The organism is Xenorhabdus doucetiae, assembly GCF_000968195.1.
Taxonomy (GTDB): Bacteria; Pseudomonadota; Gammaproteobacteria; order Enterobacterales; family Enterobacteriaceae; genus Xenorhabdus; species Xenorhabdus doucetiae.
Map to the genome: position 1 here is coordinate 597,936 of NZ_FO704550.1, position 17,030 is coordinate 614,965.

The 17,030-nt window shown below is 44.8% G+C and carries 13 protein-coding genes, 1 tRNA gene and 1 pseudogene; 6 read left to right on the forward strand and 9 right to left on the reverse strand.

Translation table 11 applies throughout. The features are described 5' to 3' along the window. Positions 1-21: 21 nt before the first annotated feature. Positions 22-2,163, reverse strand: a pseudogene (locus XDD1_RS02950) (TonB-dependent siderophore receptor). Positions 2,164-2,526: 363 nt separating this feature from the next. Here XDD1_RS02950 and fes point away from each other — a divergent pair. Then, the gene (gene fes / locus XDD1_RS02955) at positions 2,527-3,849 is read left to right on the forward strand and encodes an enterochelin esterase (protein WP_045968533.1); all 1,323 of its coding nucleotides are present in this window, start codon (positions 2,527-2,529) and stop codon (positions 3,847-3,849) included. A 171-nt stretch (positions 3,850-4,020) separates the two neighbouring features. Here fes and XDD1_RS02960 read toward each other — a convergent pair whose 3' ends face one another. Both XDD1_RS02960 and XDD1_RS02965 read right to left on the reverse strand, forming a co-directional pair. Next, a complete protein-coding gene (locus tag XDD1_RS02960) occupies positions 4,021-4,929 on the reverse strand; it encodes a DMT family transporter (protein ID WP_052705632.1) in 909 nt (302 codons plus the stop codon). 354 nt (positions 4,930-5,283) lie between these two features. Beyond that, on the reverse strand, positions 5,284-5,841 hold the full coding sequence (locus XDD1_RS02965; RefSeq protein ID WP_045973310.1) for an Ail/Lom family outer membrane beta-barrel protein: 558 nt from the start codon (positions 5,839-5,841) through the stop codon (positions 5,284-5,286). A gap of 380 nt (positions 5,842-6,221) precedes the next feature. Here XDD1_RS02965 and XDD1_RS02970 point away from each other — a divergent pair, with 380 nt between their 5' ends. Next, on the forward strand, positions 6,222-6,548 hold the full coding sequence (locus XDD1_RS02970) for a hypothetical protein (protein ID WP_045968535.1): 327 nt from the start codon (positions 6,222-6,224) through the stop codon (positions 6,546-6,548). 166 nt (positions 6,549-6,714) lie between these two features. Here XDD1_RS02970 and XDD1_RS02975 read toward each other — a convergent pair. From XDD1_RS02975 to aspA, 5 genes are all read right to left on the reverse strand, one after another. Beyond that, a tRNA-Phe gene (locus XDD1_RS02975) sits at positions 6,715-6,790 on the reverse strand. A gap of 129 nt (positions 6,791-6,919) precedes the next feature. Beyond that, complete coding sequence (dicD, locus tag XDD1_RS02980; RefSeq protein WP_045968537.1) at positions 6,920-7,492, reverse strand: division control transcriptional repressor DicD; 573 nt, start codon at positions 7,490-7,492, stop codon at positions 6,920-6,922. An 18-nt stretch (positions 7,493-7,510) separates the two neighbouring features. Continuing rightward, the gene (locus tag XDD1_RS02985) at positions 7,511-9,247 is read right to left on the reverse strand and encodes a protein-disulfide reductase DsbD (RefSeq protein ID WP_045973311.1); all 1,737 of its coding nucleotides are present in this window, start codon (positions 9,245-9,247) and stop codon (positions 7,511-7,513) included. 206 nt (positions 9,248-9,453) lie between these two features. After that, positions 9,454-10,755, reverse strand: coding sequence for an anaerobic C4-dicarboxylate transporter (locus tag XDD1_RS02990; protein ID WP_045968539.1), 1,302 nt, complete (start codon positions 10,753-10,755; stop codon positions 9,454-9,456). Between the two features lie 139 nt (positions 10,756-10,894). Beyond that, positions 10,895-12,319, reverse strand: coding sequence for an aspartate ammonia-lyase (aspA, locus tag XDD1_RS02995; RefSeq protein WP_045968541.1), 1,425 nt, complete (start codon positions 12,317-12,319; stop codon positions 10,895-10,897). 346 nt (positions 12,320-12,665) lie between these two features. Between aspA and XDD1_RS03000 the strand changes: the two genes are divergently transcribed. The 4 genes from XDD1_RS03000 (at position 12,666) to XDD1_RS03015 (ending at position 15,823) form a co-directional block, all read left to right on the forward strand. Continuing rightward, positions 12,666-13,199, forward strand: a complete 534-nt coding sequence (locus XDD1_RS03000; protein ID WP_045968542.1) for an FxsA family protein — start codon at positions 12,666-12,668, stop codon at positions 13,197-13,199. 176 nt (positions 13,200-13,375) lie between these two features. Next, on the forward strand, positions 13,376-13,669 hold the full coding sequence (locus XDD1_RS03005) for a co-chaperone GroES (RefSeq protein ID WP_045968544.1): 294 nt from the start codon (positions 13,376-13,378) through the stop codon (positions 13,667-13,669). 61 nt (positions 13,670-13,730) lie between these two features. Beyond that, positions 13,731-15,377: a chaperonin GroEL gene (gene groL, locus XDD1_RS03010; RefSeq protein WP_045968546.1), complete on the forward strand. Its 1,647-nt coding sequence runs from the start codon at positions 13,731-13,733 to the stop codon at positions 15,375-15,377. A 104-nt stretch (positions 15,378-15,481) separates the two neighbouring features. Continuing rightward, entirely contained in the window at positions 15,482-15,823 is a 342-nt protein-coding gene (locus XDD1_RS03015; RefSeq protein WP_045968548.1) for a DUF4156 domain-containing protein, read from the forward strand. 167 nt (positions 15,824-15,990) lie between these two features. Here the strand turns inward: XDD1_RS03015 and epmB are convergent, their stop codons facing one another. Continuing rightward, positions 15,991-17,019: an EF-P beta-lysylation protein EpmB gene (gene epmB / locus XDD1_RS03020; RefSeq protein ID WP_045968550.1), complete on the reverse strand. Its 1,029-nt coding sequence runs from the start codon at positions 17,017-17,019 to the stop codon at positions 15,991-15,993. Between the last annotated feature and the right edge of the window lie 11 nt (positions 17,020-17,030).

A 17,030-nucleotide genomic window follows, 5' to 3' on the forward strand; every position in this document is an offset into this window, starting at 1 on the left:
CTGAGATAAATGCGTCCTGCCTTACCAGCTATATTCCACCGTGGCAACGATGCTGCGCCCGCTGCCATAGAAGCAAGCTTCTACATTCGAGCACGAAGCGACATAACGCTTATTGGTCAGGTTATTCACATTCAGTTGTACACTGGCACCTTTTAATTGAGAGGAAGCTTCACCAAGGTCATATTTCGCCATCAGGTCATAGAGGGTATAGGGCTTGACGTGGAATGATTCTTCATAATCACCGGAGGTAGAACCGATATAGCGAACGCCTGCTCCCAGTGTAAATCCTTTCAGCGCAGTTTGGGTGAAACTGTAACTCCCCCATGCAGAAGCGGCATGTTCAGGAATTGAAGGCACTCTTTTGCCAACACGTGCAGCCCTGCCGTCGCGTTTGGTTTTAGTATCTGTGTAACTATAGGCTGCTATCAGGTTGATTTACGGCGTGATCTGAGAATGAATTTCGGCTTCTACGCCCTTTGAACCAATTTTTCCGATTTGCTCGCTAAAACGGGTGACTGGATTACTGGTGGTTACGTTTTTCTGGGTGATATCGAACAGGGAAAGTGTTAACAGGGTATCGTGGCCTTTGGGTTGAAATTTAATACCGATTTCAGTTTGCTCACCTGTTGTGGGTTTGAATGCTGCTGTACCAGGTTCCCCTTGTGCCAGGTTAGGTTCAAAGGAAGTGCTGTAACTGATATAAGGCGAAATGCCGCTATCAAAGGCATACAATAAACCCGCACGTCCTGTAAAAGCCCGGTCTTTCTGTGTTGTTAAGCTGCCTTTGAGAATGTTTTGTTGCTTGGTTTCAGTCCAGTCATAACGCCCGGACAGAACTAAGTTCCAATTTTCCCAACTGAGTTGATCTTGTACGTAAGTACCTAACTGGTAAAGTTTCTTTTTATCATTTAAAGAAAGAGATAACTCACTTTCATTGACGGGAATACCCCAAGTTGGATTTGACCAATCAAAGCTGTATTGACTCCCACTTTTATGCCATCTTTTGTTGTGACTATCCACCCATTTGTAATCGATTCCACTGATAACGTTATGATCAATGTTACTGGTTGAGAATTGTGCTTTAAGCTGATTATCCATATTAAATGACTGCGTGTTGCTGTATTCCCTCTGTGGGCGGCGCTGGATACTGGTTGGCAGGCCTTTTACATCCGATGTATAAACGAAAAGCTTAAAACGCTCATTTGCTCTTGAATAACGCAGGTTTTGCTGGAAAGAGAAGACATCATTAATGTCATGTTCAAGAAGGTAGCCGATAGAAGACTGTTCCCGTCTGGATTGATTAAAAGAAGGATCACTGAGGTTCATCTTGTAGGGAATATAGCCTACATTGGGAACAGATGTTACAGTGCCCTTTTTGGGGTAGAAATTACGGAATCCGGCTTTGGGGTCGTACTGATAACTGGTCAATAGTGTAAACGTTGTATTGTTGTTGGGGATCCATGTCAGCGCCGGAGCGATGGCAATCCGCTCTTTTTTATAGTCTTTAACGAACTGCTTTTGGGTGCTGAGTACACCATTTAAACGATAGAGAACGGGAGTACCATCCCCTAAAGCACCGCCAAAATCAAAAGCCAATTCACCTAAGCTCCGATTGCCCGCTTTCATCTGCACCTTGTGGATAGGCTGGTCAGTTGGCCTTTTGCTGGTCATGTTAATCAATCCGCCGGGGCTGACCTGACCGTATAGCACAGAGGCTGGCCCATGCACCAACTCCACGCGCTCCAATAACCAAGGTTCGAGCTGATTACCATAACTCAAACCATCAAGGAATTTAGGGGCATAACGAAAACCACGGGTAATCACTTCGTCGTTACGGTTGGAAGAGCCTCGGTAATTGGTCACAACACCACTTGAATAATTCAGAGCGTCAGCAATCGTCATCGTGCCTTGCGCTTCTATCTGTGTGCGATTGATGACGCTGATTGACTGGGGCGTTTTGATCAGGGGAGTGAGGCTTTTGGTGCCTGCGGCACTGTCTGATTCGACAAAGTTTTTTTCAGCGTGCTCCTTAATCCCTCCTGTGACAATGACGGTGTCTTCGGTGTTATTGGCACTCCCATTATTATTGGCTGAGGCATATGGAGATAACAGTAAGGCGGAAGTTAGTGTTAAGAATAATTTATTGTAGTTATAGTTTCTCATTATTCTTTTTTCGGTTTTCAATATTTCATTCTGGATAGGCAATACCATGGATTTCATCTCTCAATATAGATGCTTTTAAAATAAATCCTTAAAAATCAAATTAATAATTAAGTCTGTATCATTTTGGCCATACTGAATTAAGCTGAATAGAGGGGGCCTCCTGCCGCATTACCCTTGATCATGCTCCGCTAATTCTGTTAGCCAGTGATGAAGATTAATAAAATAAATTGGATGATATTGCAAACAAAAATCATTATCAATATCATTAGCAAATGATAATTATTTTGCTGAGTTCGTTGCGGGTGTGGTATCTCAAATGAATCTGTCATTTGGGAGCGGGATGTTTTTGAAGGAGATAAGGGGATGAAGTTAGTCTTTCAGCCATCAGGTACGGCAGATAATTTATTGTCTGCTCCTCATGTTGGCAGCGAATTATGGTGGGAAAATATGGCTATTCTAGGAACCCCCATTATAGAAACTGCCAAGAATCATCAAGTTAAAACGACTTTCTTTTGGCGAGCCCCCAACGGGAATGAACAAAACTCAAATTTTCGCCGAGTCTATATCGATATCAATGGCATCACGGATCACCACCGCCCACAGCCGCAGAGCCTGCAACGATTACCCGGAACGGATATCTGGTATTGGTCAGTGACCCTTGAAGATGACTGGAGAGGAAGTTATCGATTTATACCTGTCACTGAAACACATTTATCCCCTGAATTTTCCGATGAGATCAAACAGCGCAAACAACAGCAACGTGAATGGTGGATTTCACTCTTTCCATTGTCTATTCCCGATCCTTTAAATCGACAGGGCTGCCATCGTAATGGGCTTGGCCTGCCTTTATCGGCAATTCATATGCCCCATGCACCTGAACAGACCGCATGGTCACATGCCGTGCAACCCGGTAAACAATCGCCTGTGCTTTTGCATTGGCACAGTGATCGGCTGAACAATCAAAGGCGTGTCTGGCTTTATGCCACAGGGGAAGAAACCACGCATCCTCGTCCTCTTATCATTCTTTTGGATGGGCTGACTTGGGCAGAGAGAATGCCGATTTTTCCGGTCATTGATGTCGCAACTGAAAAGCGGCAGATACCAGAGGCGGTTTGGCTGTTGATTGACGTTATTGATATGCCTCATCGAGAGCGAGAGCTTCCCTGCAACCCGGATTTTTGGCAAGCGATTCAGGATGAACTGTTACCGCTTGTCGCACAGCATGCTGCTTTCAGCGATGATCCTGAACAAACGGTGATAGCAGGACAAAGCTACGGTGGGTTGGCAGCACTGTATGCTGCGCTTCATTGGCCGCAACGCTTTGGTTGTGTCCTGACGCAATCGGGATCTTTCTGGTGGCCTGATAGCAAAATTGTTCGGCAATTTATGCCCTCTTCTGAACAGAAACCTGGTTGGCTGACACAGCAGGTTCTTGAGCAAAAAGTGACGCCTTCGTCATTGAAAATCTTTCAGGAAGCGGGATTCCGTGAAGCGGATATCCATTTTGTGAATGATCAAATGCATGCTGCATTGCAAGAGGCAGGGCACAACGTGAATTATCGCGTGTTTAATGGTGGGCATGATGTGCTGTGCTGGCGCGGTGGATTAATTGATGGCCTGAGTTGGTTGCTGGCAGTGAACGAGCAACAGGTTTGTCGTTCCGTGGCAGCAACACGACGTTTGTAACTCGCAGTGTACTTACTTCTCGTGATGGAGTCGTGTTGAAGGCCAATGCGGAGAGATAGTAAATGTACCTTGAAGTACGACGAGCATAAAATTTACTTTTCAAACTAATTAAAAAATTTCTTTGTCCAAAAAGTAACAATAACTATCAGTCATTGATTGCATCTTAAATATCTATTGAGCGGTCCTATTGGTTCGTGTCCCAATAACCAGCACAGCGAGTAGGATCAATAGAGCAGAGAATGCATCTGTCATGTGAAACGCCTCCTCTAATAAAGAAACAGCAATGACCATTGCTGAAAGCGGTGCAAATGCCATATACACGCCAGCAGCCATAGATGAAATTTTTGACAATCCAGCATAAAATAAGATAAATCCTAAGACTGTGACAACACTTCCGTAATAGATTAGAAGCAACCAGGTCATACCCGAAATAGAACGATAGTTAAATGAAATAAATTCATAAACAGCAAACGGCATAAAAGAAATAAAACCAATCAAAGTCACCCAGCAAGAAATTGTAAATGCTGATAGGCTCAAACCAGAGATCTTACCAACAACAGAAAATGCTGATTCACAAAACACGGCAGCAATAATCAATAACATCCCTATCCAACCGATACTAAACCCACCACAACTCACTGAACGTACTTCAAGTAACACGGCTCCCAATACTGACAGAAAAATACCTATTGAATAACGCCAATTCAGTTTCTCACGTAATATTAAAATGGATAACAGTGCATTTACTGCTGGCAGCATTCCCAAGATCACTCCGGCATTAACTGCCGCAGTGTATTGCAATCCTAATAATAAAAATATTGAAAACAGAAAAACGCCCAGAAGTGCCTGAACACAAAGTAGCATTGATACTCTAAGTGTCGGTAATTTTAACGGGCCAATGATTCTGTAATGCAGAGGAATAATTAATAATGCAGCAATAGAAAAACGCAAGAATGATGCCAAAAATACAGGTATCTCGGAACTGATAACTTTACCAACAGGAATTGAGCTACCTACTAAGCACATAGCTAAGGCAACCTGAATATGACCTGTAGTTTTAGAATAGTTTTTAAAATTCATCTTTCCCTCATAAGACTATATAAAAAATATTTATGCCAGATGTTATTTTCAAATGGGAGTAATAAATTGAAATTTACCTTCAAAAATAAATAATAAAGCAGATCTCATGTAATAAATAAACCAACTGCCTGAATTTCTTCAAAGAAAATCACATAATGGGGATTTTCCCATTGATGAAAGAGTGGAAGTAGTAAGGTATGAATGGTAATTACACGGAGGTAGTAAATAGAGGTACTATCGTTGTGAGGGATGATATCTTAATGCTTAGAATATTGGATAGAACAACCCCTAAATATCTGCGCATTAATCTGATATTCAGGGTGTTGTTCTGGGATAGCGCTTTAATGGATCAAATTAGAAATGATAGCCAACGCCGACTGTCCATGTTCCTGCTTTAGCCTGATTAAAATCAGAATATTCGTAGGAAACATCAACAGCTACACTTGATATCGGGTTAAATTGCAATCCTGCACCGTAGGCAACAGCGTTTTTCTTTTTACTGGTATTGAGTTGTACAGTCTGATGATCTTGAATATTAGCGGCACCAATCAAGGCATAGGTACTGACATATTCATTGAAGCGATATGTCGGGCCTGCTACCAATGATCTGTAAGTAATATCCTCGTTACCGATATTATTTGCTAAATTATCATGATAGATGATTCTTAGCTTAGTTTGCGTGACTGAGCCGATAACACCCCAATTATCATTAATTTCATAACGGTATTTCAGGTTGAGACCTCTTGGATCTTTCAGATCTTTCAGGTTCAGATCATCTCTTACCGTAGTTTTCATCCGCAAATCGCTTTGGGCGTAGCCTAGTGAGATGGTGTGTTTGTCATTTGCATTTGCTGTAAATGAAGAAATAGATAACCCAGCTACAATCGCTGAGGTCAATAGAGCTTTTTTCATTATAAGTATCTCTTTGTTGTATAAATCGCACGGTAATATATATAAATTCTGAGAAAATACAATGGGTAAAATAACCAGATTAAAATAATTTAAACAAAATAATAACATATGGTCACTTTTAGGTTTAATCACTGTTTTTTTGTGGTGAATTTCAATCCCGTCATGAATCCTCTCATCAGCATGTTGCAAAAAATGACCATCACGGTTCCAAACTAATCAAACGGCTTGTACCGGAGAAAGAAACGATTGCCATCCAAGCTAACTTAAAGACATTATTGCAAATTAAATAGTTTCAATAATTGTTTATATATTTATTTTCAATAAAACCTTTTTTAACAATCCATTGTCATGATGTTTTAGTATCGTTAGGAAACAATCACGTGCTACAGAAAGCAGAAAAAATCGATTGGGATAAACTATTGGATGAGTACTTTCTTTCACATATGTTGCGGCCGGAAACTAAGCGGAGCTATCGCAAGGTGAAGTGGGAATTTGTCAGATTTATCGGGCAAACGGTACTGCCGGAGGAGGTAACTCACAGGGATGTTCTGAGCTGGCGGTGTTATCTTCTGGAGGAGAAGAAACGGTCCGGTCATAGCTGGAATAACAAGGTGGCTTACCTGTGGGCGATTTTTAATTTTGGAATAGAAAGGAGATTGTTGCCGCAGAGCCAAAATCCATTTAATGGTGTGACTGGCAAAAAATGATCTAATACTTGATTCCGTGTCCAATTAAGTCGGCACCTTACTTGGCGTCGCGTCAGAATCAATGATCATTCAAAGAAAAACGGGTGCTTGCTTATGCAGGCACCCTGTATTACTTTAATTTGCCTGTTAATTTATTGAACATCTCCAACAAGCAAATTTTTAAACTTGGTGCCCGGAGGCGGAATCGAACCACCGACACGGGGATTTTCAATCCCCTGCTCTACCGACTGAGCTATCCGGGCTAACGGGGCGCATTAAACCGTATTCAGCTCAATCCGTCAAACACTTTCTGCGAAAAAACCCTGACAATTGATTATTTGCTGTGTTTTTATACCGGTTTAGTGTGATTATTCAGCTTGAGCTGCTTTTTATTAACTTAATGCCCCATTTTTTCGGCATTTTGCGATGGTTAGAATATCTTGAGCCAGCAATTTTGCGGTAATCACATCTTCAAGCTCTCTTTTTACTAAAAGCTTACTGAGGCACCCCTCAAGGATAAGTTCCATCTGTTTGGCGACTTGCTGACTGTCGTCAATATCAAGTTGTTGCAATAATTCTTCTGTGTAATGGAAAGAGTGCTGTTTTTGCAATTCTGCTAATTGGTGGATGGGGTGGTCAACATCAGGAAAAGCGTTGCAAGCAGCAATAAATAGACAGCCCGGATAACGCTGTTCTTGAACTTTTTCCTTAAGAGCGTCATAGCGTGCCATTAATTTTTGCTCAGGGCTTAAGGTGTCATCTAACAGGATTTGACGCTGCCAGATTTCAATTTGCTGACTGTGGTAGCGCAGGCAATCGTAGAGCAGGGCTTCGCGGTCAGGCCAAAAGTGTTTGATATGGCGGGTATCAATATCGAGAGAAGTTAAAAGTGTCTCCAGGGTTGCTGACAGGCCGTGTTGTTCCAATAAGTTCAGAACATGGTTAATCACATATTCTCGTTGCACGGTGGCTCTCCTTCCCAATTATTTTTGTTGTAGATGTTGTACATGCCGGTTAAAACGCTGAGCGTCCATGAATCCATTGACTCGCGAATCAGTGAGCTCTTTGCCCTTCTCGAAAAACAAGAGAGTGGGAAGCCCCATCACGTTCAGTTGTTGTAACAATTCTTTTTGTTTTGGGGTGTTATCCGTGACATCTGCCTGTAACAAGAGGAATTGGCTCAATTGTGCCTGTACTTGTGGATCACGGAAAGTATATTTTTCAAACTCTTTGCAGGCGACACACCAGTCAGCATACAGATCCAACATAATCGGTTGATGGCGGTTTTCAGCTAAAATTTGACTTAACTCCTGCCAGTCAGTGACTTGTTGAAAGTGCAACGTGGTTTTTTGCTGTTCTGCCGCCGGATTTCCCCAGATCCCATCTTGTAAAGGACGTGAAGCGATGAAAGCCAAAACCAGCAAAATGACTTGTAAAGTCCGCACCCAGCCGTTTTTGCTGTTTAACGTTAATGCGAATGCCCAAATCAGGAAAGATACGGCTAATAGGCTCCACAATCTTATGCCCCATGTGTCGCCAAGCACCCGTTCCAGCAGGAAGACCGGCAAAGCCAAGATAATGAACCCGAAGGCTTCCTTGACGTACTGCATCCACGGGCCACTGCGTGGCAGGAGCTTGTGCCCAAATAGTGTGACGGCGATAAGCGGCAGGCCCATGCCCAGTGCGTAGAGATAGAGCGTCAGGCCACCGATTAAAGTATTACCGCTTTGGGCGATATACAGCAAGATAGCACTGAGCGGTGCCGTCGTGCAGGGAGAGGCGATTAATCCCGCCAAGGCTCCCATAATAAATACGCCGATGTAAGAGCCGCTTTGTTGTTGGTTGCTCCAATCCACCAGACGGGTTTGGACGGAAGAGGGAAGCTGTAAGTTATAAAGCCCGAACATGGATAAGGCGAGCAAAATAAACAGGACTGACAGCCCGACGAGAATGTAAGGATTTTGCAGGGCAGCCTGAAATTGTAAGCCGGCCGCCGCAACGACTAAACCCAGCAGCGTGTAAGTGAGCGCCATTCCCTGAACGTAACTCATCGCGAGCCAAAAAATTCGTTTCAGGCTTTCAGGGCGTTTTTGACCCAAAATAATGCTGGAGATCAATGGGTACATCGGCAGGATGCAGGGGGTGAAAGCGATACCCATGCCAATCAACAGCGCCCAGAGTGGCGAAAAGGGAACGTCATGGGCGTTGGGGGACGTATCTCCCTGTTGCTTGACTAAATCGGCTGATGGTGCGGTTTCATCACGGGGTTGAGTGGTAGCAACCACGGCTTGCAGGGGCACGTTTAAGGTTTCAGGGGGATAACAATAACCCGCTTCTGCGCATCCTTGATAGGTGACTTGGAGAGCGCCATCATTGGTCGCAGATAAGATAGAGGCATTAATCCGCGCCGATTGAAAATAGACTTCGGTCTTACCAAAAAACTCATCTTCATGATCTGCGCCTTTGGCATAGGTAATTTCACCCAATGAGGCTTCTTGATTGGGAACGATACTGAACTGTTTTCGATAGAGGTAATAACCGGGTTTGATATCCCAGTTCAATGTGAGTTGATTTCCTTGTTGCTGAAAATCAAACATAAATGCCTGATCAGCAGGAAGGTAGAGACTTTTCCCTGGTTGCTCAAACAGTGCGCTGGCTTTGCTGGCAGACAGCGCGATACCGCTAAACAGTAGAAACAACATGAGAATACGTTTCATCATAAGATAATCTTTAACCTGCCCGTATCGTGGGTTTGATTTGTGAAATTTATCAGAGCCTGCACTATAACCGATGAGTCTCATGGCAGAAAGTCACTTGTCTAATATTAAGACAACATGGTTTTTTTGACAGAAAAAGAGGGATAAAGAAGAGATTTCAGGGGCTGCGTGAGTGCCCCTGAATAATGATGTCAAACCATTTGGTAAAGTTACAAGATAATGCCACCAAATAAGAAACCAAAGGTGACAGCCAATGCAACGGCGATGGTGCCCGGAACAAAGAAGGGGTGATTGAAAACAAAACGCCCGATGCGGGTGGTTCCGGTATCATCCATCTGTACGGCGGCAACCAGTGTCGGATACGTTGGCAGGATAAACAGACCAGACACCGCAGAGAACGACGCGATCGCCGTTAATGGGGTGACATGCAGTGCCAGCGCCATTGGCATCAGTGCCTTGGCGGTTGCGGCTTGTGAGTAGAGCAACGCTGAACAGAAGAAGAAAATAACCGCCAGCAGCCACGGTTGGGCATGAATCAAACTTCCCGCCGTTTCTTTGATCCAATCGAGATTGGCCTGAACAAACGTATCTCCCAGCCATGCCACGCCCAAAATACAGATACATGCGCTCATCCCTGCTTTAAACGTGCTGGAGTTCAGGATGGCATCGGTATCGACGGAGCAAATCAGGGTGGTGAGCGTGGCGACACTGAGCATGATGATCAAAATCGCATTGGTGGTGTTCATCAGCGGTTTTTCAATCAGGCCGACACTTGGGCTATTGATAATCGCATAAATGACAACCCCAATAACTCCCAGCAGGAACAACAGGACAGCGCGTTTTGCTTTGGGTTTGATTTGAATCTGACTGGCACCGCGCATTTCTATCAAGCCATCTTCAAGGCGTTTTTGATAAACCGGGTCATTCGACAGTTTAGAATCAAAAAGCCATGAAACAATGAATGACATGAGGATGATGGCACAGAATGTTGCCGGCAGGAGTACCATCAACAGGTGGATATAGCTGATGCCCTCTCCTTCCATAATGGATGCCATATAAACCACGGCCGCGGAAATAGGCGAGGCGGTGATCCCGATCTGAGCCGCGACAACGGCAGTGGAGAGCGGACGGCACGGTTTTATGCCTTGCTCTTTGGCGACTTCGGCAATAACCGGCAAGGTTGCCAGTGAGATGTTTCCCGTCCCTGCAAATAGCGTCAGGAAATAGGTGACGATAGGTGCAAGGATGGTGATGTACTTGGGATTTCTGCGCAGTAATTTTTCAGTTTGCTGAACGAGATAATCGAGTCCGCCAGCCACTTGCATGGCGGATATCGCCGCAATGACCGCCATGATAATTGAGATAACGTCAAATGGAATACTACCCGGTTTAACACCGATGGCGGCGAGGGCGAAAACCCCAATCCCACCAGCAAAACCAATACCTATTCCCCCTAATCGGGCCCCTAGGAAAATGGCCAGCAGAACAATAATCAATTCTACGGCTAACATGTTAAATACTCCTTCATTTATTTAGTTTTATGAAAATCTATGGTTAATACTTTGTGTTTGCTGCAAATTAAAAAGGCACGCTTCCAATTGGAATAGCGTGCCTTAATAATTAAGACGAACTCGTTATTATAATCATTAATCAGTCATCAAAACGTTTTGCTTTATAAGTCGGATGTTTTAGGTTCTCAACGGAGAAAATATCATCTAATTCAGTTTCGGTCAGTAAACCGCGCTCAAGCACGACTTCACGGACACTTTTGCCGGTTTCAGCACAGATCTTGCCCACGATATCGCCATTGTGATGGCCAATAAATGGGTTCAGGTAAGTGACGATCCCGATAGAGTTGAAAACGAAACTTTCACAGACTTCCCGGTTGGCCGTAATGCCGTTGATACATTTTTCAACCAGATTACGACAGGCATTGTTCAGAATAGACATCGATTCAAACATCGCCTGTCCAATCGCCGGTTCCATCACGTTAAGCTGCAACTGACCCGCTTCTGCTGCCATCGTGATACAGGTATCGTTACCAATGACTTTGAAGCAAACTTGGTTAACAACTTCTGGCACAACGGGGTTAACCTTCGCTGGCATAATGGAAGAACCCGCTTGTAATTCTGGCAGATTGATTTCATTCAAACCAGCGCGAGGGCCGGAAGAGAGCAGACGCAAGTCATTACAAATCTTGGACATCTTGACCGCCAGACGCTTCAACGCACTGTGAACCATAACGTAAGCTCCGCAGTCAGAAGTGGCTTCTATCAAATCTTCTGCGGGTTGGCAAGGCAAACCGGTCACTTCGGCCAATTTTTCAACCACCAGCTTTTGGTAACCCGGTGCCGTATTCAAGCCAGTACCGATAGCGGTAGCGCCAAGGTTCACTTCCAGCAGCAGTTCTGCGGTGCGGGTGATGTTTTTGATCTCTTCTTTCAACAGCACGGAAAACGCACGGAATTCTTGGCCCAGAGTCATGGGAACCGCATCTTGCAACTGGGTACGGCCCATTTTTAGGATATCATCAAATTCAACGCCTTTTCTGTCGAAGCCCTCTTTCAGCAACTCAATGGAATCAATTAAGTGCATCAGGGAGTTATAAACAGCAATACGGAAGCCGGTAGGGTAAGCATCATTGGTGGACTGGCTTTTGTTCAGGTGATCATTCGGGTTCAGGTACTCATATTCACCTTTTTGATGTCCCATCAATTCCAGGCCGATATTTGCCAGTACCTCATTGGTATTCATGTTCAGTGAGGTACCTGCGCCTCCCTGAAAGACATCAACCGGAAATTGATCCATACATTTGCCTTTATTGAGGACTTCATCACAGGCTTTGACAATAATATCCGCTACTTTGCCAGAAATAGTATGGAGTTCTTTGTTGGCCAGTGCCGCGGCTTTCTTCACCATCACCATGCCGCGGATGAATTCGGGCACATCATTGATAGTACGGTCACTGATATAAAAGTTTTCAATCGCACGCAGAGTGTGAATACCGTAGTAGGCTTCAGCAGGAACTTCTCGTTTACCTAACAGGTCTTCTTCGATACGAATGTTGTTTGACATGAGAACCTTCTTAAATTAGATACGTGTTTTTTACTGTTTATTCGTGTTTTTGTTGAGAAATAATGTTGCCGACAACAATTTCCCTGATATTAGACACTTATCATGAAATTGCTGGCGCGATCATAGGTGGATTTGTGAAAAATGCCTTGAACCTGGATCACTTTATAGTGCTATTTTATTGATGAAATAACATATGTGTGACTAAGGTCACGATTACGGCAGGAAAAAGTTAAGTATCCGAAGTATTGAAAACGACCCCGGTTATCCCCACATGGGTTATCTGACACCCTATTATGTGTTACACATAGGGTGAACTCTCAATAATAATGAATGAAAGGAGAACCACGTGCGTTGGCTCCCGCTTATCCTTATCTGCCTGCTGGTTTACATCGAGTCTGTCCTGTTTGTTCGAATTGCCTCGGAAGTTGGGGTTTTGTTGACTCTGCTGTTGGTTATTCTTACCTCTTGTCTTGGTGTCTCTCTGGTGCGTAATCAAGGCATCAAGAATGTTATGGCTATGCAGCAAAAACTTGTAGCCGGTGAGAGCCCTGCGGCAGAGGCGGTCAAAAGTGTTTCTCTGGTCATCGCTGGATTTTTGCTGATACTGCCCGGTTTCTTCACCGATTTTCTCGGATTACTGCTGTTATTACCCCCCGTACAAAAACGCCTGACCGCGAAGCTATTGCCTCATATTAAGCTTTACCGCCCGAATACGTTTTATGGTTCCGGTCATCATGGCGGCGGTCATGGTCAGAATGGGCAGACGTTTGAGGGGGAATATGAGCGCAGGCAAGATGATCCCGCTTATACATTAGATGACCAAAAATCCGCGGAACAAAAAAATCATGGTGAGCCTGACCGTCAGCACCCTAAGAAATGATGGATGCTGCGTTGGCTGAAATTTCCGTGGGTAAGAAAAAAGTAAAATATTTTTTGTTGCCCACCCTTGAAGTCATGATCCCAAGCCCCAATTTGTAGCTTCATGGTACTGGTTCTGTTGGGTTCTGGTATCAATCCTCTTACCTGATATGGACTTTATTTATAGGAGATCTATCAATGAACATTCGTCCATTACATGACCGCGTTATCGTCGAGCGTACCGAAGTTGAATCAAAATCCGCCGGCGGAATTGTTCTGACAGGCTCAGCTGCGGGCAAATCTACCCGTGGGAAAATTTTGGCAGTCGGCAATGGTCGCATCCTCGAAAGTGGGGAAGTGAAGGCGCTGGACGTAAAAGTGGGTGATACCGTCATTTTTAATGAAGGTTACGGCGTGAAAACAGAAAAGATCGATAACAAAGAAGTGTTGATCATGTCTGAAAGCGACATTCTGGCAATTGTTGAAGCGTAATTGAGAATCTTATTACGCTGAGATCTTCTTAATAATTGAACGAATTTAAAGGAAAGACACAATGGCAGCTAAAGACGTAAAATTTGGTAATGATGCTCGCAGCAAAATGCTACGCGGTGTGAATGTATTGGCTGATGCAGTTAAAGTGACCCTGGGTCCTAAAGGCCGTAACGTTGTTTTGGATAAATCTTTCGGTGCGCCTGTCATCACTAAAGACGGCGTATCTGTAGCACGTGAAATCGAATTGGAAGACAAATTCGAAAACATGGGTGCTCAGATGGTTAAAGAAGTCGCCTCTAAAGCCAACGATGCTGCGGGCGATGGTACTACAACAGCAACTGTGCTGGCTCACGCTATCGTCACCGAAGGTCTGAAAGCTGTTGCTGCCGGCATGAACCCAATGGATCTGAAACGCGGTATCGATAAAGCTGTGGTTGCCGCAGTTGACGAGCTGAAAAAACTGTCCGTACCTTGCTCTGATTCCACTGCTATTGCGCAGGTTGGTACTATCTCTGCAAACTCCGACGAAACAGTTGGTAAACTGATCGCACAAGCGATGGACAAAGTCGGCAAAGAAGGCGTCATCACCGTTGAAGAAGGGACTGGCCTGGAAGACGAGCTGGATGTTGTTGAAGGTATGCAGTTCGACCGTGGTTACCTGTCTCCTTATTTCATCAACAAACCAGAAGCCGGTTCTGTTGAACTGGAAAATCCATACATCCTGTTGGTTGACAAGAAAATTTCTAACATCCGTGAACTGTTGCCAGTTCTGGAAGGTGTAGCTAAAGCAAGCAAGCCTTTGGTTATTATTGCAGAAGATGTTGAAGGCGAAGCGCTGGCAACGCTGGTTGTTAACAACATGCGTGGTATCGTGAAAGTGGCTGCGGTTAAAGCACCGGGCTTCGGTGATCGCCGTAAAGCGATGCTGCAAGATATCGCGACTCTGACCAACGGTACGGTTATCTCTGAAGAGATTGGTCTGGAGCTGGAAAAAGCGACGCTGGAAGATCTGGGTCAAGCAAAACGTATCGTTATCAACAAAGACACCACAACGATCATCGATGGCGTTGGTGAAGAGGGTGAAATTGCTGCACGTGTGACTCAAATCCGTCAGCAAATCGAAGAATCAACTTCTGACTATGACCGTGAAAAACTGCAAGAGCGTGTTGCTAAACTGGCAGGCGGTGTTGCTGTCATCAAAGTGGGTGCCGCAACTGAAGTTGAAATGAAAGAAAAACGCGCACGCGTTGATGATGCACTGCACGCAACGCGTGCGGCGGTAGAAGAAGGTGTTGTTGCGGGTGGTGGTGTTGCTCTGGTTCGTGTTGCCAGCGCTATTTCTAGCCTGACGGGTGATAACGAAGATCAGAACGTCGGTATCCGCGTTGCACTGCGTGCAATGGAAGCGCCAATGCGTCAGATCGTAGACAACGCCGGTGAAGAGCCATCTGTGGTTGTCAACAACGTGAAAGCGGGTAAAGACAACTACGGTTATAACGCGGCAACTGAACAGTACGGCGATATGATCGACATGGGTATCCTGGACCCAACTAAAGTCACCCGTTCTGCACTGCAATTCGCAGCTTCTATCGCTGGCCTGATGATCACCACTGAAGCGATGGTGACTGACCTGCCTAAAGATGACAAAGCTGACTTAGGCGCAGCCGGTGGTATGGGCGGCATGGGTGGTATGGGCGGCATGATGTAATGCTGTTCATCCTGCTGATGGACTCTTCCATCCACTTAGGATAAGACTTTAAAGGCGAGCCGTTTTTTCTGCTCGCCTTTTTACGTTAATTAATGAGGGAAGTTATGCGGATTAAAATTTTGTTTGGTGCGTCAGTATTATTGTTGGCAGGGTGTACGACAACTCATCAATTAACTTCTGCTGGTGCCAATGTGCGTTTTGTCGATACGCAACCAAGCAGTGAATGCCAGCGGTTAGGGGAAGTGGTTGGGACACAATCCAACTGGCTCAATGGTGTTAGCAATGAGAGCAGCTCTATGCGTAGTGCCGCCAATGACTTACGCAATAAAGCGGCTGAAATGGGCGGCAATGTTATCTATGGCATCAACAGCCCGTCCGCAGGATTATTGGCGAGTTTTGTTCCCCTCGACAGCAAAATGGTGGGTCAGGTTTATAAGTGTCCCTAAGCATTAACGATCTAAAATCGATAGGGCTAGTGAGAAAGTGGTTTGGGCAACGCCCAGAAAGAATATTTCGAAACGTCAGTTACGTATGATTCAGCTTCTGTGCGCTGCCCATTCAGAAGAGCTTCAACGATGATATAGCGTCGGCTTAATCAGTGATTGGCATAGCATTAGTTTTGGGCTAGCCCTAAATCCAGAGGGGTTTTGCTGGGTTCTCCTCCAATTTCCCTTGTCAGGCTTGGAACCAGATAACCGGAGACTTTAGTCAATAACTCTCGCATGATCGCTTTCGCTTTTTCATCTTCCACAAGAAAATGGGCGGCACCTTGAACTTTATCCAGAACGTGAATGTAATAAGGCAAGATCCCCGCATCAAATAACGCATTGCTTAAGTCTGCCAGCGCATCGGCATTATCATTGACATCACGTAACATTACACTTTGATTCAGAAGCGTCACTCTGGCTTGTTTTAGCCGCATCATGCTTTCGCGAAACGCATCATCAATTTCATTGGCATGGTTGATATGGGTCACCATGATCACCTGTAAACGGGTTTGTGCTAAACGATTGCACAGCGAAAGCGTGATTCTATCCGGGATCACAACCGGCAAACGGGTATGTATCCGCAAACGCTTAATGTGTGGAATGGATTCAATTTGACTGATTAACCAGTCCAGTTCATGATCCTTCGCCATTAACGGATCGCCACCAGAGAAGATAATTTCGTCAAGTTCAGGGTGTTGTTCAATATAATCCAGAGCAAGCTGCCAGTTTTTTTTGTTGCCTTTATTGTCCTCATAAGGGAAATGGCGACGGAAACAATAACGACAATTAACCGCACAGCCCCCTTTGACCAATAGCAGCGCCCGATTGCGATATTTGTGCAGCAAACCCGGAACGACACTGCGCTGTTCATCCAGCGGATCAGTGGAAAAATCAGGGGACGTCACAAACTCTTCCCGTGAAGTCAGAACTTGTAATAGAAGAGGATCACGGGGATCGCCTTTTTTCATTCGTGTTACAAACGCTCTTGGCACACGCAGGGGAAACAGACGCTTTGCTTCATTGCCTTCTTTCAGCATCGCATGCGTATTTAACGACAATAGTTGCAACAACTCATTGGGATCAGTAATAACATCCGCAAGTTGTTTTAGCCAGACTTCTCTGACAGGGTGAATATGGGTTATAATGTGTGCCATTTTTTTGGCTA